Raw genomic sequence first — 20,154 nt, 5'->3', positions numbered from 1 at the left:
TCGTGCTCGCCGACCTGACGGCCGGCGCGGTTGAGGACGCCGAGGCACGCGCCTCGGAACGGCCCCTGGCGGCCGTGGAGGCCGCCGCCCTCGCGCAGCGCCCGGCTCTGGACGTGCTGTCCGCCCTCGCTCCCGCCGACCGCGTGAAGATCATCGCCGAGGTCAAGCGCGCGAGCCCCTCGCGCGGCGATCTCGCCGACATCCCCGACCCCGCCCTGCAGGCCCGTCGCTACGAGGAGGGCGGTGCGTCCGCCATCTCGGTGCTCACCGAGGGCCGCAAGTTCAAGGGCAGCCTCGCCGACCTCGAAGCCGTCAAGGCCGCGGTGTCGCTGCCGGTGCTGCGCAAGGACTTCATCGCGACCGAGTACCAGGTGCTCGAGGCGCGCGCGTCCGGCGCGGACCTGGTGCTGCTCATCGTCGCGGCGCTGGACCAGGACCTGCTCACACGGCTCCACACGCTCACGCTCGAGCTCGGCATGACGCCGCTCGTCGAGACGCACTCGGCCGAAGAGGTCGATCGTGCTGCTGACCTGGGCGCGTCGCTGATCGGCGTCAACGCGCGCGACCTGACGACGTTCCAGCTCGACCGCGACCTGTTCGGCCGGCTCGCCGACCGGATCCCGGCCGGCGCCGTGAAGATCGCCGAGTCCGCGGTCCTCGCCCCCGCCGACGTCGCGCACTACCGCGCGGCCGGCGCCGACGTCGTCCTGGTCGGCGAGGCGCTCGTGACGAACGACCCCGTATCCACCCTGCGCGCATTCCTGGAGGCAGGCGCATGAGTCTTCGCGAGGCGTCCGGACCCTTCTTCGGAGAGTTCGGCGGCCGGTACATGCCCGAGTCGCTCATCGCGGCGATCGACGAGCTGACGGCCGAGTACGAGGCCGCGAAGGCGGACCCGGCTTTCCAGGCCGAGTTCGTGCGCCTGCTCAACTCGTATGCCGGACGACCGTCGCCGATCACCGAGGTGCCGCGGTTCGCCGAGCACGCCGGCGGCGCGCGGGTCTTCCTCAAGCGCGAGGACCTCAACCACACCGGCTCGCACAAGATCAACAACGTGCTGGGTCAGGCGCTGCTCACGCAGCGCCTGGGCAAGACCCGCGTGATCGCCGAGACCGGAGCCGGCCAGCACGGTGTCGCCACCGCGACCGCCGCAGCCCTCTTCGGCTTCGAGTGCACCATCTACATGGGCGAGGTCGACACCGAACGGCAGGCGCTCAACGTCGCCCGCATGCGCCTGCTGGGCGCCGAGGTGGTGCCGGTCAAGACCGGCTCGCGCACGCTCAAGGACGCCATCAACGACGCATACCGCGACTGGGTCGCAAGCGTCGAGACGACGAACTACATCTTTGGCACCGCCGCGGGACCTCACCCGTTCCCGGCGATGGTGCGCGACTTCCAGAAGGTCATCTCCGAAGAGGCGCGCGCCCAGCTGCTCGACGAGGCGGGGCGCCTGCCCGACGCCGTGCTCGCCTGCGTCGGCGGCGGATCCAACGCGATCGGCATGTTCGACGCGTTCCTCGACGACGAGGGCGTCAGGCTCTACGGCGTCGAGGCGGCAGGTGACGGCGTCGACACGCCCCGGCACGCGGCATCCATCGAACGCGGTCGTCCCGGCGTGCTGCACGGCGCGAAGACGTTCGTGCTGCAGGACGAGGACGGTCAGACGATCGAGTCGCACTCGATCTCGGCCGGCCTGGACTACCCGGGCGTCGGCCCCGAGCACTCGTGGCTCGCCTCCATCGGTCGCGCCGAGTACATCCCGGCGACCGACGACGAGGCCATGCAGGCGCTGCGCCTGCTGTCGCAGACCGAGGGCATCATCCCGGCCATCGAGTCGGCCCACGCCCTCGCCGGTGCGCTGCGCATCGGTCGTGAGCTCGGTCCCGACGCGATCCTCGCCGTCTGCCTCTCGGGGCGCGGCGACAAGGACATGGACACCGCGGCCCGCTACTTCGGGCTGTACGACAAGGGAGCGGATGCCGCGGCCGCCGCCGTTGCGCCGCACGACGACGCCGCCCACGGCGAGGGGGAGAAGCGATGACCTCGCGCGTCGCCGCGGCGATCGACGCCGCGCACGCCGAAGGGCGCGGCGCGTTCGTCGGCTACCTGCCCCTCGGGTTCCCGGACCTGCAGACCAGCATCGACGCCGCGGTCGCCCTGGCCGAGAACGGCGCCGACATCCTCGAGCTCGGCCCGCCCTACTCCGACCCCGTGATGGACGGCACGGTCATCCAGGAGGCCACCCAGGCGGCCCTCGCGGGCGGCTTCCGGCTGCGCGACACCTTCACCGCCGTCCGCGAGATCACACGCCGCGTCGACGTGCCGGTGCTCGTCATGACGTACTGGAACCCCGTGCTGCAGTACGGCGTCGACCGCTACGCCGACGACCTGCTGGCCGCGGGCGGAGCGGGCCTCATCACGCCCGACATCACGCCCGAGGCGGCGGCCGAATGGATCGCCGCGAGCGAGCGGACCGGTCTCGACCGCGTCTTCCTGGCTGCACCGACCTCGACCGACGAGCGCCTCGACCTCATCGTGCGCAACTCCACGGGCTTCGTGTACACCGTGTCGACGATGGGCATCACCGGCGAGCGTGCCGAACTGGATGCCGCCGCCCGCACCCTCGTCGCGCGCCTCCGCGAGCACGGGGCCGAGCATGCGTGCGTCGGCATCGGCATCTCCAACGCCGAGCAGGTGGCGGGCGTGCTGGAGTACGCGGACGGTGCGATCGTCGGCACGGCGCTCGTCCGCGCGCTGCGGGACGGCGGCCTCGACGGCCTCGCAGACACCGCGCGCGCCCTCGCCGCAGGCACAGTCCGCCGCGCGAACTAGACTTCTCAGGTCGGCGCCCGGCGCCGGCATCCCACGCACGGATCCAGCAAGGACACGGTTCTCCCATGATCACCGCCGCCGCGAGCGTCGTCGCCAGCATCCCGAGCCCGTCGATCAGCTACTTCGACATCGGCCCCCTGCGGATCCACATCTACGCGCTGTGCATCATCGCGGGCATCATCGTCGCGGTGCTGTGGACGAACGCCCGCCTCACCAAGCGCGGCGCAGAGCCGTGGGTGGTGATCGACATCGCGCTGCTCGCGGTGCCGCTCGCCATCATCGCCGCCCGCATCTACCACGTGCTCACGCACTGGGGCTTCTACTTCGGCGAGGGTGCGAACCCGATGTCGGCCTTCTACATCTGGGAGGGCGGCATCGCGATCTACGGCGCCCTCATCGGCGGCGCGATCGGTGCGTGGCTGGGCTGCCGCTGGACCGGCATCCGCTTCTGGACCTTCGCCGACGCCCTCGCGCCCGGCCTGCTGCTCGCCCAGGCGATCGGCCGGTTCGGCAACTGGTTCAACCAGGAGCTGTTCGGGTGGCCCACCGACGCCCCGTGGGGCCTGGAGATCGACTACCCGAACCCGGCGTGGCCGATCGGGCTGCCCGAGGGCACGCTGTTCCAGCCCACGTTCCTCTACGAGGTCATCTGGAACGTCCTGGGCGTGCTGGTCGTCGTCTGGGTCGGCCGCCGGTTCCGTCTGCAGTGGGGCCGTCTGTTCGCCGTCTACCTGGTCTGGTACAGCGCCGGCCGCATCGTGTGGGAGTCGATCCGCATCGACCCGAGCGAGATCATCCTCGGCCTGCGCAGCAACGTGTGGGCGGCGATCCTGGGCGTCGTGCTCGGCATCGTCATCTTCTTCGTGCAGAAGCGCCGTCACCCGGGCCTCGAGCCGTCGCCCTATGTGTCCGGCCGCGAGTGGACCGCCGGACAGGCTGTACAATCGCAGAACACCGACGACTTCGTCGACGTCAGCGAACCCCAGACGTCCGAGGCCGAAGGGGCTACCGCCACAAGCACTCCTGCCAGCAAATAACGCCCGCTCGTTCCCGAGCGGACGTTCCAGGGCCGACGTCGTCCCATCTTGACTATCAACGTGAGGACGGTAGGTATGGCTTCGAGCCCCCGTCACGGCGCCTCTGAGCAGGCACCGACCCCCGCTTCGTCCGGCCTGACCGGATTCCCGCAGAAGCAGGGGATGTACAACCCCGCTTTCGAGAAGGACGCGTGCGGCCTGGCCATGGTGGCCACGCTGCGCGGCGAGGCCGGGCACGACATCATCGATCTGGCGCTCACGGCGCTGCGCAACCTCGAGCACCGCGGTGCGATCGGATCCGACGCCGGCACCGGCGACGGCGCCGGCATCCTGACGCAGATGCCGGACGCCTTCCTGCGTGCGGTCGTCGGCTTCGACCTGCCGCCCGTCGGCGAGTACGCGGCGGGCATGGCGTTCCTGCCCCGCGACGCCGACGAGCGCGCCGCCCAGAAGGCGGGGATCGAGCAGATCGCGGCAGCCGAGAACCTCACGGTGCTCGGCTGGCGAGAGGTGCCGACGGCCGACGACAACCTCGGCAAGCTCGCCTTCGAGGCGCGCCCCGTGTTCGAGCAGGTGTTCGTGTCGCGCCCCGCCGCGAACGGGACGCCCGCGCTGTCGGGCATCGCCCTAGACCGCCGCGCCTACCGCCTGCGCACGCGGGCCCGCAACGAACTCGACGCGTACTTCGTGTCGCTGTCGGCGCGGACGCTCGGCTACAAGGGCATGGTCACGACGCTGCAGCTCGAGCCGTTCTACCCCGACCTGTCGGACGAACGCTTCACCTCCGAGCTCGCCGTCGTGCACTCGCGGTACTCGACCAACACGTTCCCGTCGTGGCCGCTCGCGCAGCCGCTGCGCATGCTCGCCCACAACGGCGAGATCAACACCGTCGGCGGCAACCGCAACTGGATGCGCGCCCGCCAGTCGCAGCTCGAATCCGAGCTGCTCGGCGACATCCAGCCCCTGCTGCCGATCTGCACCGAGGGTGCGAGCGACTCGGCCTCGTTCGACGAGGTGCTGGAGCTCCTGACCCTCACCGGTCGCAGCCTGCCGCACGCCATCATGATGATGGTGCCCGAGGCCTACGAGAAGCAGGCCGACATCAGCCCCGAGCTGCGGGACTTCTACGACTACCACTCCATGCAGATGGAGCCGTGGGACGGCCCCGCCGCGCTGATCTTCACCGACGGCACCTCCGTCGGCGCGACGCTCGACCGCAACGGCCTGCGTCCCGGCCGCTGGACCGAGACCACCGACGGCCTCGTCGTGATCGGCAGCGAGACGGGCGTGCTGGACTTCGCGCCCGAGCGCATCAAGCGCCGCGGCCGGCTCCGCCCGGGTCGCATGTTCCTCGTCGACACCGCGCAGCGGCGCATCATCGAGGACGAGGAGATCAAGCAGCAGCTGGCGAACCTCCAGCCCTGGGGTCTCTGGATGCGCCAGCGCCTGCAGCTGTCCGAGCTGCCCGAGCGCGAGCACATCGTGCACCCCATCGCCTCGATCACCCGTCGTCAGCGCACGTTCGGGTACACCGAGGAAGAGGTCAAGATCCTCCTCACCCCGATGGGCCAAACGGGCGCCGAGCCTCTCGGCGCGATGGGCAGCGACACGCCCGTCGCGGTGCTCAGCGAGCGTCCGCGCCTGCTGTTCGACTACTTCACGCAGCAGTTCGCGCAGGTCACGAACCCGCCGCTGGACTCGATCCGCGAAGAGGTCGTCACGAGCCTGCGCACGGGGATCGGCCCCGAGCGCAACCTGCTCTCCGCCGGCCCCGACCACGCGCGCCAGATCACGATCGACTTCCCGGTGCTCGACAACGACGAGCTCGCGAAGATCCAGAACATCGAGCGCACGATGCCCGGTCGCCGCGCGGTCACGATCCGCGGTCTCTACCACTTCGACGCCGGCCCCGGCACGATGAAGGCGCGCATCGAGGAGATGTGCGACGAGGTCGACGCGGCGATCGCCGACGGCGCGGAGTTCATCATCCTGTCCGACCGCGACTCGAACAAGGACCTCGTCCCGATCCCGTCGCTGCTCATGGTGTCGGCCGTGCACCACCACCTCATCCGCCAGCAGAACCGCATGAAGGTCGGTCTGCTGGTCGAGGCGGGCGACGTCCGCGAGGTGCACCACGTCGCGACGCTGCTCGGCTACGGCGCTTCCGCGGTCAACCCGTATCTCGCGATGGAGACCGTCGAGTACCTCGTGCGCTCGGGCTTCATCACCGGCATCACGCCCGAGAAGGCCGTGCGCAACGTGATCTACGCCCTGGGCAAGGGCGTGCTGAAGATCATGTCGAAGATGGGCATCTCGACCGTGTCGTCGTACACCGGCGCGCAGGTGTTCGAGGCCGTCGGCCTCTCGCAGGAGTTCGTCGACGCCTACTTCACGGGCACCGAGTCCAAGCTCGGCGGCATCGGCATCGAGGAGGTCGCGGCCGAGAACCAGGCACGGCACGACTTCGCGTATCCCGAGGATGCCGCGGTCCGCGCGCACGAGCGCCTGTGGACCGGCGGCGAGTACCAGTGGCGGCGGGACGGTGCCCCGCACCTGTTCAACCCCGACACGGTGTTCCGCCTGCAGCACTCGACGCGCACGCGCCGCTACGACATCTTCCGCGAGTACACGAAGCTGGTCGACGACCAGGCGAACGAGCTGAAGACGCTGCGCGGCCTGTTCGCCCTCAAGACCGGTGAGCGCACCCCGGTGCCGATCGACGAGGTCGAGCCGGTGTCGTCGATCGTCAAGCGGTTCTCGACGGGTGCGATGAGCTACGGCTCGATCTCGCGCGAAGCGCACGAGACGCTCGCGATCGCCATGAACCGGATCGGCGGCAAGTCGAACACAGGTGAGGGCGGCGAGGACGTCGAGCGTCTGCTCGACCCCGAGCGCCGCAGCGCCATCAAGCAGGTCGCATCGGGCCGCTTCGGCGTCACGAGCCTGTACCTCACCGAGGCCGACGACATCCAGATCAAGCTCGCGCAGGGCGCCAAGCCCGGCGAGGGCGGTCAGCTGCCTCCGACGAAGGTGTACCCGTGGATCGCGCGCACGCGCGGCGGCACGGCCGGCGTGGGTCTCATCTCGCCGCCGCCGCACCACGACATCTACTCGATCGAAGACCTCAAGCAGCTGATCTTCGACCTGAAGCGCGCGAACCCTGGCGCCCGCGTCCACGTGAAGCTCGTGAGCCAGTCCGGCATCGGCGCGGTGGCCGCGGGCACCGCCAAGGCGCTGGCCGACGTGATCCTCGTCTCGGGGCACGACGGCGGAACGGGCGCGAGCCCGCTCAACTCGCTCAAGCACGCGGGCACGCCGTGGGAGCTCGGGCTCGCCGAGACGCAGCAGACGCTCATGCTCAACGGCATGCGCGACCGCGTGGTGGTCCAGGCCGACGGCCAGCTCAAGACCGGTCGCGACGTCATCATCGCCGCCCTGCTGGGCGCGGAGGAGTACGGCTTCGCGACGACCGCGCTCGTCGTGGAGGGCTGCATCATGATGCGGGTCTGCCACCTCGACACGTGCCCGGTGGGCGTCGCCACGCAGAACCCGGTGCTGCGCGCGCGGTTCTCGGGCAAGCCCGAGTTCGTCGTGAACTTCATGGAGTTCATCGCCGAAGAGGTGCGCGAGTACCTCGCCGGGCTGGGCTTCCGCACGCTCGACGAGGCCATCGGCCGCAGCGACCTGCTCGACGTCGACGGCGCGGTCCGGCACTGGAAGGCGAGCGGTCTCGACCTCACGCCGGTGCTGCAGGGACCCCAGTTCGCCGACGACGAGCCGCGTCGCAACACGACGGCGCAGCTGCACGAGCTCGAAGAGCACTTCGACGTCGGCCTGCTCGAGCAGGCGCAGGACGTCATCACGAACGGCGGCCGGGTCACGATCGACCTGCCCATCCGCAACACCGAACGTGCCGTCGGCACCCTGCTCGGCCACCACGTCACGAAGGCGCGCGGCGAGAACGGCCTGCCCAGCGGCAGCATCGTCGTCAACCTCACCGGGTCGGCCGGGCAGTCGTTCGGCGCGTTCATGCCGGCCGGCATCACGCTGCGCCTCGAGGGCGACTCGAACGACTACGTCGGCAAGGGGCTCTCGGGCGGTCAGATCGTCGTCCGGCCTCCGCGCGGCGCGACCTTCGACGCGTCGAAGAACGTCATCGCGGGCAACGTCATCGGCTACGGCGCGACGCAGGGCACGATGTTCCTGCGCGGTGTCGTGGGGGAGCGGTTCTTCGTCCGCAACTCGGGCGCGACCGCGGTGGTGGAGGGCGTGGGCGACCACGCTCTGGAGTACATGACCGGCGGTCTCGCCGTGATCCTGGGCGCCACCGGCCGCAACCTCGGTGCCGGCATGTCCGGCGGCACCGCGTACATCTACCGTCTCGACAGCAAGCTCGTCAACCGCGAGGCCCTGGCCTCGGGCGAGCTGGAGCTCGGCCCGCTCGGGTCGGGCGACGCCGAGATCCTTCGCGACCTGCTCGAACAGCACGTCGCCGAGACCGATTCGACTCTCGCGCGTGACCTCCTCGACGACTTCGAGGCGGAATGCGAGAACTTCGTCCGGGTCCTGCCGCGCGACTACGCCGCGGTGCTGCAGACCCGCCAGGAGGCTGTCGCTCAGGGGCTCGACCCCGACGGCGACGTCGTCTGGAACCGCATCCTGGAGGTGACGGGTGGCTGACCCGAAGGGCTTTCTCAAGGTCACCGAGCGCGAGCTGCCTGCACGGCGGCCTGTGCCGGTGCGCATCATGGACTGGAAAGAGGTCTATGAGCCGGGCGACACGGCGGTCCTGCGCCGGCAGGCCGGACGCTGCATGGACTGCGGTGTGCCGTTCTGCCACAAGGGCTGCCCGCTCGGCAACCTGATCCCCGAGTGGAACGACCTCACGTGGCGCGGCGAGGGCCGTGCGGCGAGCGAGCGCCTGCACGCGACGAACAACTTCCCGGAGTTCACCGGGCGGCTGTGCCCGGCGCCGTGCGAGAGCGCGTGCGTGCTCGGCATCAACCAGCCCGCCGTGACGATCAAGCAGGTCGAGGTCTCGATCGCGGACGAGGCGTTCGCGAACGGCTGGATCGAGGCCGAGCCCCCGGGGCGCCTCACCGGCAAGACGGTCGCCGTCGTCGGCTCCGGCCCCGCCGGACTCGCCGCCGCGCAGCAGCTGACGCGCGCGGGCCACACGGTGGCCGTGTTCGAGCGCGACGACCGCATCGGCGGACTCCTGCGGTACGGCATCCCGGACTTCAAGATGGAGAAGAAGCACCTCGAGGCGCGGCTTCGCCAGATGCAGGACGAGGGCACGCGCTTCCGCGCGGGTGTCGAGATCGGCAAGGACATCACGTGGGCCGATCTGCGCGCCCGCTACGACGCGGTCGTCGTCGCCACCGGCTCGACGGTGCCGCGCGACCTGGCGGTCCCCGGCCGTGACCTCGCCGGCGTGCACTTCGCCATGGAGTACCTCGTCGAGTCCAACAAGGCTGTCGCGGGTGACGCGGTCGCCAACCAGATCACCGCCGAGGGCAAGCACGTCGTCGTCATCGGCGGCGGCGACACCGGTGCGGACTGCATCGGCACTGCCCACCGCCACGGCGCCCTGAGCGTCACGAACCTGGCGATCGGCCGCCGCCCCCCGGGCGAGCGTCCCGAGCACCAGCCGTGGCCGATGGACGCGACGCTGTTCGAGATCTCGTCGGCCCACGAAGAGGGCGGCGAGCGCGCCTACCTGGCGTCGACCGTCGAGTTCCTCGCTAACGACGCGGGCGAGGTGCGCGCGCTGCGCGTGGCCGAGACCGAGTTCGTCGACGGCCGACGCGTCCCCAAGAGCGGCACCGAGCGCGAGATCCCCGCGGACCTCGTGCTGATCGCCATGGGCTTCACCGGTCCCGAGCAGGCGCTCCTGGAGGAGCAGCTCGGCGCCCGGTTCACCGAGCGGGGCAACGTGCGCCGCGAGGACGACTACCAGACGACCGCCCCGGGCGTGTTCGTGGCCGGCGACGCCGGTCGCGGGCAGTCGCTCATCGTGTGGGCGATCGCCGAGGGCCGAGCGGTCGCCGCGAGCGTCGACCGCTTCCTGATGGGCGAGACCGAGCTGCCCGCGCCGGTCCGTCCGACTGATATCGCCATCGGCCTGCAGCCCGCGTAGGCTGGCCGAGGCACTCGCCAATTCACCAACCCGGAGTAACCACGGATGAGACGCGCCAAGATCGTCGCCACCCTGGGTCCTGCCACATCGACGTATGAGATGGTCCGCGCGATCATCGACGCCGGTGTGGATGTGGCCCGATTCAACCTGAGCCACGGGGACTACTCGGTCCACGACAACAACTTCGCCAACGTGCGCAAGGCCGCCGACGACGCCGGACGTGCCGTCGCGATCCTCGTGGACCTGCAGGGTCCGAAGATCCGCCTCGGCAAGTTCGAGAACGGCCCCCACGAGCTCGCCGTCGGCGACATCTTCAAGATCACCACCGAGGACATCCTCGGCACCAAGGAGATCGTGGGCACGACCTTCAAGGGTCTGCCGCACGATGTCAAGCCCGGCGACTTCCTCCTGATCGACGACGGCAAGGTGCGCGTCGAGGTCGTCGAGACCGACGGCACCGTCGTGACCACCAAGGTCATCGTTGCCGGCCCCGTCTCGAACAACAAGGGCATCAACCTTCCCGGTGTCGCGGTCAACGTGCCCGCGCTGTCCGAGAAGGACGAGGCCGACCTCCGCTGGGGTCTGCGCGCCGGCGCCGACCTGATCGCGCTGTCGTTCGTGCGCGACGCCAAGGACGTCCAGCGCGTCCACGTGATCATGGCCGAGGAGGGGCGCCACGTGCCCGTCATCGCCAAGATCGAGAAGCCGCAGGCCGTCGACAACCTCGAAGAGATCATCGACGCGTTCGACGGCATCATGGTCGCCCGCGGCGACCTCGGTGTCGAGCTGCCGCTGGAGGCCGTGCCGATCGTGCAGAAGCGTGCGGTCGAGCTGTGCCGCCGCATGGCCAAGCCCGTCATCGTCGCGACGCAGATGCTCGAGTCGATGATCGAGAACCCGGTGCCCACGCGCGCCGAGACGAGCGACGTCGCGAACGCCGTCCTCGACGGCGCGGACGCGGTCATGCTCTCCGGCGAGACGAGCGTCGGCAAGTACCCGGTCGTCGTCGTCGAGACGATGGCGCGCATCGTGGAGTCCACCGAGGAGCACGGCCTGGAGCGCATCCAGCCGTTCACGACGAAGCCCCGCACGCAGGGCGGCGCGATCACGCTCGCGGCGATGGAGGTGGCCGAGTTCGTCGACGCGAAGTACCTCTGCATCTTCACCGAGTCGGGCGACACCGCCCGTCGCATGTCGCGCCTGCGTCCGCGCATCCCCATGCTCGGCTTCGCACCCGAGCCGGCGATCCGCCGTCGCATGGCGCTCACGTGGGGCGTGCAGTCGACGCTCGTCGAGCATGTCGCGCACACCGACCTGATGTTCATCCAGGTCGACGACTACCTGCTGTCGAACGACCTCGCGAAGGTCGGCGACAAGGTCGTCGTGATCTCGGGATCCCCTCCCGGGATCATCGGCTCCACCAACGACATCCGCATCCACAAGGTGGGCGATGCGGTGCACGGCAAGGCGCCGATCTACCAGACACGGAACTGATCCTCCGCCGGATCCCGCGAACGGGCTGCCGCGACCACTATTGTGATCGCGTCAGCCCGTTTCTCGTGGAAAGTGATCCCTCGCATGATCTTCCCGGACCTGTTCTGGTTCCTCCTCTGGAGCTTCTACTTCGTCGCCTACCTCTACATCGTGATCGTGGTCATCATGGACCTGTTCCGTGACGACAAGCTCAACGGCTGGTTCAAGGCGCTGTGGATCATCGCGCTGGTCTTCGTGCCGTTCCTCACGGGCCTGATCTATGTGATCGCCCGCGGCAAGGGGATGGCCGAGCGCGCGCAGGCCGCCCGCGGCAGCGTCGTGCCGGAGTCCGACGACTACCGCCCCGCCGCGTCGACGACGCCCGCCGACGACATCGCGAAGGCGAAGGCTCTGCTGGACGCCGGCACGATCTCGCAGGGCGAGTTCGACGCCCTCAAGAGCAAGGCGCTGGGCAACCAGTACTTCGGCGCGTAAGACCAAAAGAAGAGTGGATGCCTGGGGCCCAGGCATCCACTCTTCTCGTCTGCGCGCGCTCGGCGCGGGGGAGTGGTCAGCTGATCTTGCGGCGGTAGATCGACATCGAGATCGCGTACGCCACGACCAGGATGCCGACGAGCCAGGCCATCGCCACCCAGATGTCGCTGCCGACCCGCTGACCCGCGAACAGGGCGCGGATCGAGTTGACGATCGAGGTGACGGGCTGGTTCTCGGCGAACCACTGCACCGGACCCGGCATGCTCTCGGTCGGGACGAAGGCCGAGCTGATGAACGGCAGGAAGATGAGCGGGTACGAGAACGCGCTCGCACCGTCCACCGTCTTGGCCGAGAGTCCCGCGATCACCGCGAGCCACGTGAGCGCCAGCGTGAAGAGCATGAGGAGCCCCGCCACACCGAGCCAGGCCGCGAAGCTCGCACCGGTGCGGAAGCCCATCAGCAGCGCCACGCCGATGACGATGGCCAGAGACACCGCGACCGACACCATGGACGTGAGCACGTGAGCCCACAGCACCCCCGATCGTGAGATCGGCAGCGACTGGAACCGCTCGAAGATCCCGCCCTGCATGTCGAGGAACAGGCGGTACGCGGTGTACGCGATTCCCGATGCGATCGTGATCAGCAGGATGCCGGGAAGCATGTAGTCGATGTACGACCCGTGGTCGGATCCCAGCTGGATCGCCCCGCCGAACACGTAGACGAACAGCAGCATGAGCGCGATCGGCGTGACGGCGGTGGTGATGATCGTGTCGGGGCTGCGCAGGATGTGGCGCAGCGAGCGGCCCGTGAGGACGGCGGTGTCGCTGAAGAAGCGGGCACCGGAGGCGGCGCGCGGTGCGCCGGCGATGGCGGTGGTCATGACCGGTCCTTTCGTGTGGTGGTGGTGTCCGCCGCTGCGGATTCGTCGGGGGCGTCGACCTCGCCGGTGAGGGCGAAGAAGACGTCCTCGAGGCTCGGCTGCTTCTCGACGTACTCGACCTTCGCCGGCGGAAGCAGGCGCTTGAGCTCGTCGAGCGTGCCGTCGACGATGATCGTGCCCTTGTGGAGGATCGCGATGCGGTCGGCCAGCTGCTCGGCCTCATCCAGATACTGCGTGGTCAGCAGCACCGTGGTGCCGCCGCGGGCGAGCGTCGTGACGGCATCCCACACCTCCAGGCGGGCCGCGGGATCGAGTCCCGTGGTCGGCTCGTCGAGGAAGATGACGGCGGGGTCGCCGATGAGGCTCATCGCGATGTCGAGCCGGCGACGCATGCCGCCGGAGTAGGTGCCGGCCTTGCGGCCGCCGGCCTCGGTGAGCGAGAAGCGGGCGAGCAGGTCGTCCGCGATCGCGCCGGGGTTCTTGAGATGGCGCAGCTGCGCCACGAGCACGAGGTTCTCGCGACCCGAGAGCACCTCGTCCACCGCGGCGAACTGCCCCGTGAGGCTGATCGTCTCGCGCACCCGCTGCGCATCGGCCGAGACGTCGTATCCGCCGACGGCAGCGGTGCCGGCGTCGGCCTTCAGCAGGGTCGACAGGATCCGCACGACGGTGGTCTTGCCGGCGCCGTTGGAACCGAGGAGGGCGAAGATGCTGCCTCGCGCCACCTCGAAGTCCACGCCCTTCAGCACGTGGAGGTCCTTGTAGGACTTCTCCAGGCCCTTCACCTTGATAGCTGCATCGGTCATCGGTGCTCACCTCGTTCTGCCTCGTCGATCGCCTTGTTCAGGCGCGTGCGTTCCTTGTCGATCCACTGCTTGGCGGAGTACGCGGCGGCGAACTCCTCGGCGAAACCTGCGGGGTCGTCGCCGACGATGTCGCGCACCGGCGTGCCGTCGGCGGCCGCGCGCTCCCACAGGTCGGCGAAGTCGCTGAACATGCGCACCATCGCGTCGCCGTCGACGATGCCGCCGGCGTACATGATGTAGCGCTCGAGCGCCTTTGCCGTGGCGCGATAGGGCTCGGGGAGAGCCTCGACGCGCGCGCGGTACTGCTTGAACTGCTTCTTCTGGTCCAGCGAGCCGGTGACGACCTCGTACCACTTGGCGGCCATGTCAAACCTCTTCCTGAGTCGTGTTGTCGGTCTGTGCGCTCTGTGCGCGGTGGAGCTGTTCGATGCGATCTGCGAGGAAGCTCCATGTCCTCCAGAACTCCGAGAGCTGTTCGCGACCCTGCGCGTTCAGCGAATAGACCTTGCGTGGCGGTCCCTTCTCGGACGGGACCTTCTCCACGTCGACGAGCCCCCGCTGCTCGATGCGCACCAGGAGGGCGTACACGGTGCCCTCTGCGATGTCGGCGAATCCCTGGTCGCGCAGCCATGCGGTGATCTCGTACCCGTAGGCGGGACGCCCGGACAGGATCGCGAGGACGATCCCCTCCAGCGTGCCCTTGAGCATCTCGGTCTCCTGCTTGCCCATCGGGGCACCCCCTCTCTTTCACTACTCTGTCTTGCTGACTACCGGTACAAAGTAACACTGAGTACCAGTACTTAGCAACACCGAATAGCAAGATTTTTCGATCCGCGGGTGTAATGTCCATCCGTCGCCAATGGAGGCGACAGAAGAGGACCCTTCGATGACCCGAATCGGCTCACCGGTCGCACCCGACGGCCAGAGCACTCCTGAGCGTCACGATCTGCAGGCGGGCGGCGTCAGCGCCGCCGGCTCGATCGTGATGGCAGTCGCCGGCAGCGCGCCGGCATATTCCATCGCCGCCACCACTGCGACCCTCGTCGGCGTCGCCGGACTGGGCGCCCCGGCCGCCCTGCTGTGGTGCGGCATCCCGATGCTCGGCATCGCGTGGGCGTTCCTGTATCTCGGACGCGCCGACGTCAACGCCGGAGCCGCCTACTCGTGGGTCGCCCGCGCGCTGCACCCGGCGCTCGGCTTCCTGTCGGGGTGGGCGCTGGTGATCTCGGCGACCATCTTCATGGTCGCCGGTGCGCTGCCTGCCGGCGCCATGACGGTGTCGCTGTTCGACCCGTCCCAGGCCGACAACGTCCCGCTCATCACGAGCGTCGGCGCCGTGTGGTTCGTGATCATGGCCGCGTGCGTCTACTTCGGCGTGAACATCACCGCTCGCGCGCAGTGGATCATGTCGACGATCGAGGTCGGGATCCTGGTGGTGTTCGCGGGGCTCGCACTCTTCCGCGCCGCCACGACGAGCCACGACGGCCCGGACTTCTCCTGGGAGTGGCTCGGCTTCTCACACCTGACCGGACCCGGCATCTTCGTCGGTGCGGCACTGATCGCAGCCTTCTACTACTGGGGCTGGGACGTCAGCTCGAACCTCAACGAGGAGACCACCAACGGGCACAGGGCGGCGGGCGCCGCAGGACTCATCGGCGTGGGCATCGTCTTCGTGCTCTTCGAGATCTTCACGATCGCGACGCTCATCATGCTGTCGCAGGAGCAGATCGAGGCGAACAGCGCCAACATCCTGTCGGTGCTCGGCGATGTGATCTGGCCGGGCCTCGGAGGCAAGATCCTGATCATCGCGGTGGCCCTGTCGACGATCGCGACGCTCGAGACCACGCTGATCCAGGTCACCCGGTCGTTGTTCGCGATGGGTCGTGACCACACGATCCCGCGCGCGTTCGGTCGCGTGCACCCTCGGTGGAAGACGCCGACCTTCGCGACGATCGTGATCCTCATCGTCTCGCTGCTGCTGTTCGTCGGCTCGAACTTCCTGGGCAGTGTCGGCGACATCATGGAGAACGCCATCCTGTCGATCGGCCTCCAGATCGCCTTCTACTACACGCTCGCCGGCGTCGCCGTCGTGGTGGCGTACCGGAGGGTGCTGTTCCACTCCGTGAAGAACTTCCTCCTGATCGGGCTGTGGCCCGCGTCCGGTGCGGTGTTCATGGGCTGGGCGTTCTTCGCCTCGATCCCGAGCAACGACCCGATCGTCAACTGGCTCGGCATCGGGCTCATCGTGCTGGGCGTCGTGCCGCTCGCGCTCTTCTACCGCAAGGCGAAGGTGTACTACTCGCGGCGCCCCCTCGAGGTGCCGCCGGAGCTCGACAAGAAGGCCCCGGCCGACGTCGACCTCCGCTCGCCCGAACAGGTCGAGACGCTGCCCGACCCGAACACGACGGCGATCAAGACCGTCGACGAGTAGTCCGGCCGTACAACAGGAGAAGAGTGGATGCCTCGGGCCGAGGCATCCACTCTTCTCGTGGTTCTGGGTGCCGGTGGTGGGAGTCGAACCCACACGCCCTTGCGGGCAACCGAGTTTGAGTCGGTCGCGTCTGCCATTCCGCCACACCGGCCGGCGCGGTCCTCCGCGCGTCCGCGAACGACCATACCGTAGGATTGGCGGGTGACTGAGCAGGAGCAGACCGCCGCTACGACGGCGTCCACCCCCCGTCGTGTCGTCGTTGCAGAGGATGAGTCGCTCATCCGTCTCGACATCGTCGAGATCCTTCGCGACAACGGATTCGATGTCGTCGGCGAAGCGGGGGACGGTGAGACCGCCGTGGCCCTGGCCACGGAACTGCGGCCCGACCTGGTGATCATGGACGTGAAGATGCCGCAGCTCGACGGCATCTCGGCCGCCGAGAAGCTCAGCAAGAACCACATCGCGCCCGTCGTGCTGCTGACCGCGTTCAGCCAGAAGGAGCTCGTCGAGCGGGCGAGCGAGGCCGGAGCCCTCGCCTACGTGGTGAAGCCCTTCACGCCGAACGACCTGCTGCCGGCGATCGAGATCGCGCTGGCCCGCTACGAGCAGATCATCACGCTCGAGGCCGAGGTCGCCGACATGGTCGAGCGCTTCGAGACCCGCAAGCTCGTCGACCGCGCGAAGGGCCTGCTGAACGAGAAGATGGGCCTGTCGGAGCCCGAGGCGTTCCGCTGGATCCAGAAGGCGTCGATGGACCGTCGCCTCACGATGCAGGACGTCGCCAAGGCGATCATCGAGCAGCTCGCGCCCAAGAAGGGCTGACACGACTTTCGGAGAGGGGATGCCGCGACTCGCGGCATCCCCTCTCCTCATTCCTGCGGCGGCAGATCCTTGATGTGGTTCGTGATGCGCACGGTCGAGCAGCGACGGCCCTGATCGTCGGTCACGACGATCTCGTGGACGGTGAGGCTGCGGCCGAGGTGCAGCGGCGTGCAGACGCCCGTCACGTGCCCGGCGGTCGCCGATCGCGTGTGGGTCGCGTTGATGTCGACGCCGACGGCGAGCCGGCCCGGGCCGGCGTGGAAGTTCGCGTGCATGGATCCGAGCGATTCGCCCAGCACCACGTACGCGCCGCCGTGGAAGAGTCCGACAGGCTGCGTGTTGCCCTCGACCGGCATGCGGGCGACGGCGCGCTCGGGCGTGAACTCGAGCCACTCGAACCCCATCTTCTCGGCGAGGGCGCCGATGCCGCGGCTCGTCGCCCACTCGATTCCGTCGACGGCCGCGGGGGAGTGATCGGGCATGGCGCACCTTCGGTCGGGCCGCACGGGCGGGGTCCGTCGGCGGAGTTCGGGTGTCGTCGGCCCTGGCTAGGCTGGCAGGGTGACGGACTCCGCAAAGCCTACCCTCCTGGTCGTCGACGGCCATTCGCTGGCATACCGAGCGTTCTACGCGCTCCCGGTCGACAACTTCTCGACCAAGGACGGGCAGCACACGAACGGCATCTACGGGTTCCTGGCGATGCTGATCAACCTGCTGAAGGCCGAGAAGCCGACGCATCTCGCCATCGCCTTCGACACGTCGCGGCAGTCCTTCCGCACCCGCGAGTACACCGAGTACAAGGCGAACCGGTCGGAGACGCCGAACGAGTTCAAGGGGCAGATCCCGCTGCTCCAGGACTGCCTCGCGGCGATGAGCATCACGACCATCCAGAAGGAGGACATCGAGGCCGACGACATCCTCGCGACGCTCGCGACGCAGGGGGCCGAGCAGGGCTTCGACGTGTTGGTGTGCTCGGGCGACCGCGACACCATCCAGCTCGTGAACGACGACATCACGCTGCTCTACCCGAACGTGCAGGGGGTGTCGCAGCTGAAGCGCTACGACCGCCAGGCCGTCATCGACCGCTACGGCGTCCCGCCCGAGCAGTACCCCGACATCGCCGCCCTCGTCGGCGAGACGAGCGACAACCTCCCGGGCGTCCCGAAGGTGGGCGAGAAGACCGCCGTCAAGTGGCTCACCCAGTTCGGCTCGCTCGACGCGCTGCTCGAGGGCGCCTCGACGATCAAGGGCGTCGTCGGCGGCAACCTCGTCGCCCACACCGAGGACGTGCGCCGCAACCGCCGCCTCAACCGCCTGCTGCGCGACGTCGAGCTGCCCTACCGCCCGGCCGACCTCGAGGTGCAGCCGATGGACGCCCAGGCCGTGCGAGACATCTTCTCCCGGCTGGAGTTCAAGACGCTCATCCCGCGCGTGGCCGAGCTCGCCGGCATCGAGCAGCAGATGGCCGCCGTCAACTCCGCCGCCGCAGAGCTCGCGCCGGTCGCCGCCGAGCTCGGCGGCGCCAACCTCGCCGCGTGGCTCGAGAAGGCGAGCGGCGAGGTCGGGGTGACTCTGACCGTCGAGGGCGGGCTGCCCGCGCGCATCGGCGTGGCGACGAAGGATGCCGCGGCCGAGGCGTCGTGGACGCCCGAGGTGCAGGCATCCCTCGCTCCGTGGCTCGCGTCCGACGCACCGAAGGTGTTCGCCGACGCCAAGCCGCAGGTGAAGGCGCTGCGGCGTGCGGGACTGCGCCTGGCAGGCCTCGACTTCGACGTCGTCCTGGCCGGCTGGCTGCTGCGCCCGAGCTTCCCCGACAAGACGCTCGCCGACCTCGTCGACCGGTACCTCGACGAGAAGCTGCCCGAAGCCGATCCGTCGCAGCTCGTGCCCGAGACGGAGGGCGCGACGCCCGGCCAGCTGTCGTGGTACGCCCTGCGCGTCGCACAGGCGGTGCGCGCGGAGCTGCCCGAGAGCGTCGCCGCGGTGCTGTCCGACATCGAGCTGCCGACGCTGCACACGCTGGCCGACATGGAGCTCGCCGGCGTCGCGGTGTCGCACGAGATCCTGTCGACCTTCTCCGGCGAGCTCGGCGCACGCGCCGACGCGCTGGCCCAGGAGGCCTACGCCGCGATCGGCCGCGAGGTGAACCTCGGCTCGCCCAAGCAGCTGCAGGAGGTGCTGTTCGACGAGCTGCAGCTGCCCAAGACGCGCAAGACCAAGACCGGGTACTCGACCGACGCCGCGGTGCTGGCGGATCTGCAGGAGACGAACCCGCACCCGTTCCTCGACCTGCTGCTGCAGCATCGCGAAGCCACGAAGCTGCGGCAGATCATCGAGTCGCTCGACGGCTCCATCGGCAACGACCGGGCGATCGGCGACGACGGCCGCATCCACACGACGTACGTGCAGACCGGCAGCCAGACCGGCCGGCTGTCGAGCACGGATCCCAACCTGCAGAACATCCCGATCCGTACGGAGGAGAGCCGCCGCATCCGCTCCGCCTTCACCGTCGGCGAGGGCTACGAGACGCTCCTCACGGCCGACTACTCGCAGATCGAGATGCGCATCATGGCGCACCTGTCGGAGGACCCGGGGCTCATCGAGGCGTTCAACTCCGGCGAGGACACGCACCGGTTCGTCGGTTCGCGCGTCTTCGGCGTCGCGCCGGAGGACGTCACCGCCCAGATGCGCACGAAGGTCAAGGCGATGTCGTACGGCCTCGTGTACGGTCTGTCGGCGTTCGGCCTGTCGAAGCAGCTGCGCATCGAGCAGTCCGAGGCCAAGCAGCTCATGATGGAGTACTTCGCCCGGTTCGGCGCGGTGCGCGACTATCTGCGCTCCTCGGTGGAGCAGGCGCGCATCGACGGCTACACCGAGACGATCTTCGGTCGCCGCCGCCCGTTCCCCGACCTCGCGAGCCCCAACCGCGTGCTGCGCGAGAACGCGGAGCGCGCGGCGCTCAACGCCCCGATCCAGGGCAGCGCGGCCGACATCATGAAGATCGCGCTGTTCCACATCCATGACGACTTCACTGCCGCCGAGCTGCAGTCCCGCGTGCTGCTGCAGATCCACGACGAGCTCGTCGTCGAGGTCGCGCCAGGGGAGTGGGATGCCGCCGAGCGCATCGTGCGCGAGCGCATGGGCGACGCCGCGACGCTGTCGGTGCCGCTGGACGTGCAGATCGGCCGCGGCGCCGATTGGAACGAGGCCGGGCACTGAGCCGCCGGTCCCGGGCGGCC

General features: G+C 69.1%; 16 protein-coding genes and 1 tRNA gene. 11 read left to right on the top strand and 6 right to left on the bottom strand.

Features of this window, described 5'->3' with window-relative positions; all coding sequences use genetic code 11:
* The first annotated feature begins 2 nt into the window (after positions 1 to 2).
* The 8 genes from trpC to ACFWJ8_RS18860 all read left to right on the top strand — a co-directional run bounded on the left by trpC (position 3) and on the right by ACFWJ8_RS18860 (position 11,976).
* Positions 3 to 779, top strand: a complete 777-nt coding sequence (gene trpC / locus ACFWJ8_RS18895) for an indole-3-glycerol phosphate synthase TrpC (RefSeq protein WP_378814448.1) — start codon at positions 3 to 5, stop codon at positions 777 to 779.
* Positions 776 to 2,041, top strand: coding sequence for a tryptophan synthase subunit beta (trpB, locus tag ACFWJ8_RS18890; protein WP_378814446.1), 1,266 nt, complete (start codon positions 776 to 778; stop codon positions 2,039 to 2,041). The genes trpC and trpB overlap by 4 nt, the downstream gene beginning before the upstream one ends.
* Positions 2,038 to 2,832, top strand: coding sequence for a tryptophan synthase subunit alpha (gene trpA / locus ACFWJ8_RS18885; protein ID WP_378814444.1), 795 nt, complete (start codon positions 2,038 to 2,040; stop codon positions 2,830 to 2,832). Before trpB ends, trpA begins: the two co-directional genes overlap by 4 nt.
* A 65-nt stretch (positions 2,833 to 2,897) precedes the next feature.
* Positions 2,898 to 3,869 carry a prolipoprotein diacylglyceryl transferase gene (lgt, locus tag ACFWJ8_RS18880; RefSeq protein ID WP_378814442.1) on the top strand — a complete coding sequence of 324 codons (972 nt, stop codon included), beginning with the start codon at positions 2,898 to 2,900 and terminating at the stop codon, positions 3,867 to 3,869.
* A gap of 75 nt (positions 3,870 to 3,944) precedes the next feature.
* Entirely contained in the window at positions 3,945 to 8,549 is a 4,605-nt protein-coding gene (gene gltB, locus ACFWJ8_RS18875; protein WP_378814440.1) for a glutamate synthase large subunit, read from the top strand.
* On the top strand, positions 8,542 to 10,008 hold the full coding sequence (locus ACFWJ8_RS18870) for a glutamate synthase subunit beta (RefSeq protein ID WP_378814438.1): 1,467 nt from the start codon (positions 8,542 to 8,544) through the stop codon (positions 10,006 to 10,008). The genes gltB and ACFWJ8_RS18870 overlap by 8 nt, the downstream gene beginning before the upstream one ends.
* Before the next feature lie 45 nt (positions 10,009 to 10,053).
* Complete coding sequence (pyk, locus tag ACFWJ8_RS18865; protein ID WP_378814436.1) at positions 10,054 to 11,502, top strand: pyruvate kinase; 1,449 nt, start codon at positions 10,054 to 10,056, stop codon at positions 11,500 to 11,502.
* Positions 11,503 to 11,586: 84 nt separating this feature from the next.
* Entirely contained in the window at positions 11,587 to 11,976 is a 390-nt protein-coding gene (locus ACFWJ8_RS18860; protein WP_378814434.1) for a PLDc N-terminal domain-containing protein, read from the top strand.
* Positions 11,977 to 12,052: 76 nt separating this feature from the next.
* Here ACFWJ8_RS18860 and ACFWJ8_RS18855 read toward each other — a convergent pair whose 3' ends face one another.
* Genes ACFWJ8_RS18855 through ACFWJ8_RS18840 form a run of 4 tightly spaced genes read right to left on the bottom strand, consistent with a single transcriptional unit; the run spans position 12,053 to position 14,391 of the window.
* Positions 12,053 to 12,856 (bottom strand): ABC transporter permease, encoded by an 804-nt coding sequence (locus tag ACFWJ8_RS18855; protein WP_378814432.1) that lies wholly within the window; start codon positions 12,854 to 12,856, stop codon positions 12,053 to 12,055.
* On the bottom strand, positions 12,853 to 13,662 hold the full coding sequence (locus ACFWJ8_RS18850; protein WP_378814430.1) for an ABC transporter ATP-binding protein: 810 nt from the start codon (positions 13,660 to 13,662) through the stop codon (positions 12,853 to 12,855). Before ACFWJ8_RS18850 ends, ACFWJ8_RS18855 begins: the two co-directional genes overlap by 4 nt.
* The gene (locus ACFWJ8_RS18845) at positions 13,659 to 14,027 is read right to left on the bottom strand and encodes a DUF1048 domain-containing protein (RefSeq protein ID WP_378814428.1); all 369 of its coding nucleotides are present in this window, start codon (positions 14,025 to 14,027) and stop codon (positions 13,659 to 13,661) included. Before ACFWJ8_RS18845 ends, ACFWJ8_RS18850 begins: the two co-directional genes overlap by 4 nt.
* A 1-nt stretch (position 14,028) precedes the next feature.
* The gene (locus tag ACFWJ8_RS18840; protein WP_378814426.1) at positions 14,029 to 14,391 is read right to left on the bottom strand and encodes a PadR family transcriptional regulator; all 363 of its coding nucleotides are present in this window, start codon (positions 14,389 to 14,391) and stop codon (positions 14,029 to 14,031) included.
* A 157-nt stretch (positions 14,392 to 14,548) separates the two neighbouring features.
* Here ACFWJ8_RS18840 and ACFWJ8_RS18835 point away from each other — a divergent pair, with 157 nt between their 5' ends.
* A complete protein-coding gene (locus ACFWJ8_RS18835; RefSeq protein WP_378814425.1) occupies positions 14,549 to 16,093 on the top strand; it encodes an APC family permease in 1,545 nt (514 codons plus the stop codon).
* Positions 16,094 to 16,161: 68 nt separating this feature from the next.
* Here ACFWJ8_RS18835 and ACFWJ8_RS18830 read toward each other — a convergent pair.
* A tRNA-Leu gene (locus ACFWJ8_RS18830) sits at positions 16,162 to 16,244 on the bottom strand.
* A gap of 50 nt (positions 16,245 to 16,294) precedes the next feature.
* On the opposite strand from ACFWJ8_RS18830, the gene ACFWJ8_RS18825 reads away from it, so the two are divergent.
* Entirely contained in the window at positions 16,295 to 16,915 is a 621-nt protein-coding gene (locus tag ACFWJ8_RS18825) for an ANTAR domain-containing response regulator (RefSeq protein WP_018170749.1), read from the top strand.
* A 47-nt stretch (positions 16,916 to 16,962) separates the two neighbouring features.
* Here the strand turns inward: ACFWJ8_RS18825 and ACFWJ8_RS18820 are convergent, their stop codons facing one another.
* On the bottom strand, positions 16,963 to 17,397 hold the full coding sequence (locus tag ACFWJ8_RS18820) for a PaaI family thioesterase (RefSeq protein WP_378814422.1): 435 nt from the start codon (positions 17,395 to 17,397) through the stop codon (positions 16,963 to 16,965).
* A gap of 79 nt (positions 17,398 to 17,476) precedes the next feature.
* Here ACFWJ8_RS18820 and polA point away from each other — a divergent pair, with 79 nt between their 5' ends.
* Complete coding sequence (gene polA, locus ACFWJ8_RS18815; RefSeq protein ID WP_378814421.1) at positions 17,477 to 20,134, top strand: DNA polymerase I; 2,658 nt, start codon at positions 17,477 to 17,479, stop codon at positions 20,132 to 20,134.
* Positions 20,135 to 20,154 lie beyond the last annotated feature (20 nt).

Origin of the sequence: Microbacterium sp. NPDC058389 (assembly GCF_042722305.1) — a bacterium.
In the GTDB taxonomy this organism is placed as follows: domain Bacteria; phylum Actinomycetota; class Actinomycetes; order Actinomycetales; family Microbacteriaceae; genus Microbacterium.
The sequence above is the reverse complement of the archived record's forward strand: the minus strand, read 5'-3'. Positions and strand labels throughout refer to the sequence as shown.

Excerpts from the sequence above, each read along its gene's own strand:
- trpB (WP_378814446.1), top strand. The coding sequence starts at position 776 with ATGAGTCTTCGCGAGGCGTCCGGACCCTTCTTCGGAGAGTTCGGCGGC.
- trpA (WP_378814444.1), top strand. The coding sequence starts at position 2,038 with ATGACCTCGCGCGTCGCCGCGGCGATCGACGCCGCGCACGCCGAAGGG.
- lgt (WP_378814442.1), top strand. The coding sequence starts at position 2,898 with ATGATCACCGCCGCCGCGAGCGTCGTCGCCAGCATCCCGAGCCCGTCG.
- gltB (WP_378814440.1), top strand. The coding sequence starts at position 3,945 with ATGGCTTCGAGCCCCCGTCACGGCGCCTCTGAGCAGGCACCGACCCCC.
- pyk (WP_378814436.1), top strand. The coding sequence starts at position 10,054 with ATGAGACGCGCCAAGATCGTCGCCACCCTGGGTCCTGCCACATCGACG.
- ACFWJ8_RS18860 (WP_378814434.1), top strand. The coding sequence starts at position 11,587 with ATGATCTTCCCGGACCTGTTCTGGTTCCTCCTCTGGAGCTTCTACTTC.
- ACFWJ8_RS18855 (WP_378814432.1), bottom strand. The coding sequence starts at position 12,856 with ATGACCACCGCCATCGCCGGCGCACCGCGCGCCGCCTCCGGTGCCCGC.
- ACFWJ8_RS18850 (WP_378814430.1), bottom strand. The coding sequence starts at position 13,662 with ATGACCGATGCAGCTATCAAGGTGAAGGGCCTGGAGAAGTCCTACAAG.
- ACFWJ8_RS18845 (WP_378814428.1), bottom strand. The coding sequence starts at position 14,027 with ATGGCCGCCAAGTGGTACGAGGTCGTCACCGGCTCGCTGGACCAGAAG.
- ACFWJ8_RS18840 (WP_378814426.1), bottom strand. The coding sequence starts at position 14,391 with ATGGGCAAGCAGGAGACCGAGATGCTCAAGGGCACGCTGGAGGGGATC.
- ACFWJ8_RS18835 (WP_378814425.1), top strand. The coding sequence starts at position 14,549 with ATGACCCGAATCGGCTCACCGGTCGCACCCGACGGCCAGAGCACTCCT.
- ACFWJ8_RS18820 (WP_378814422.1), bottom strand. The coding sequence starts at position 17,397 with ATGCCCGATCACTCCCCCGCGGCCGTCGACGGAATCGAGTGGGCGACG.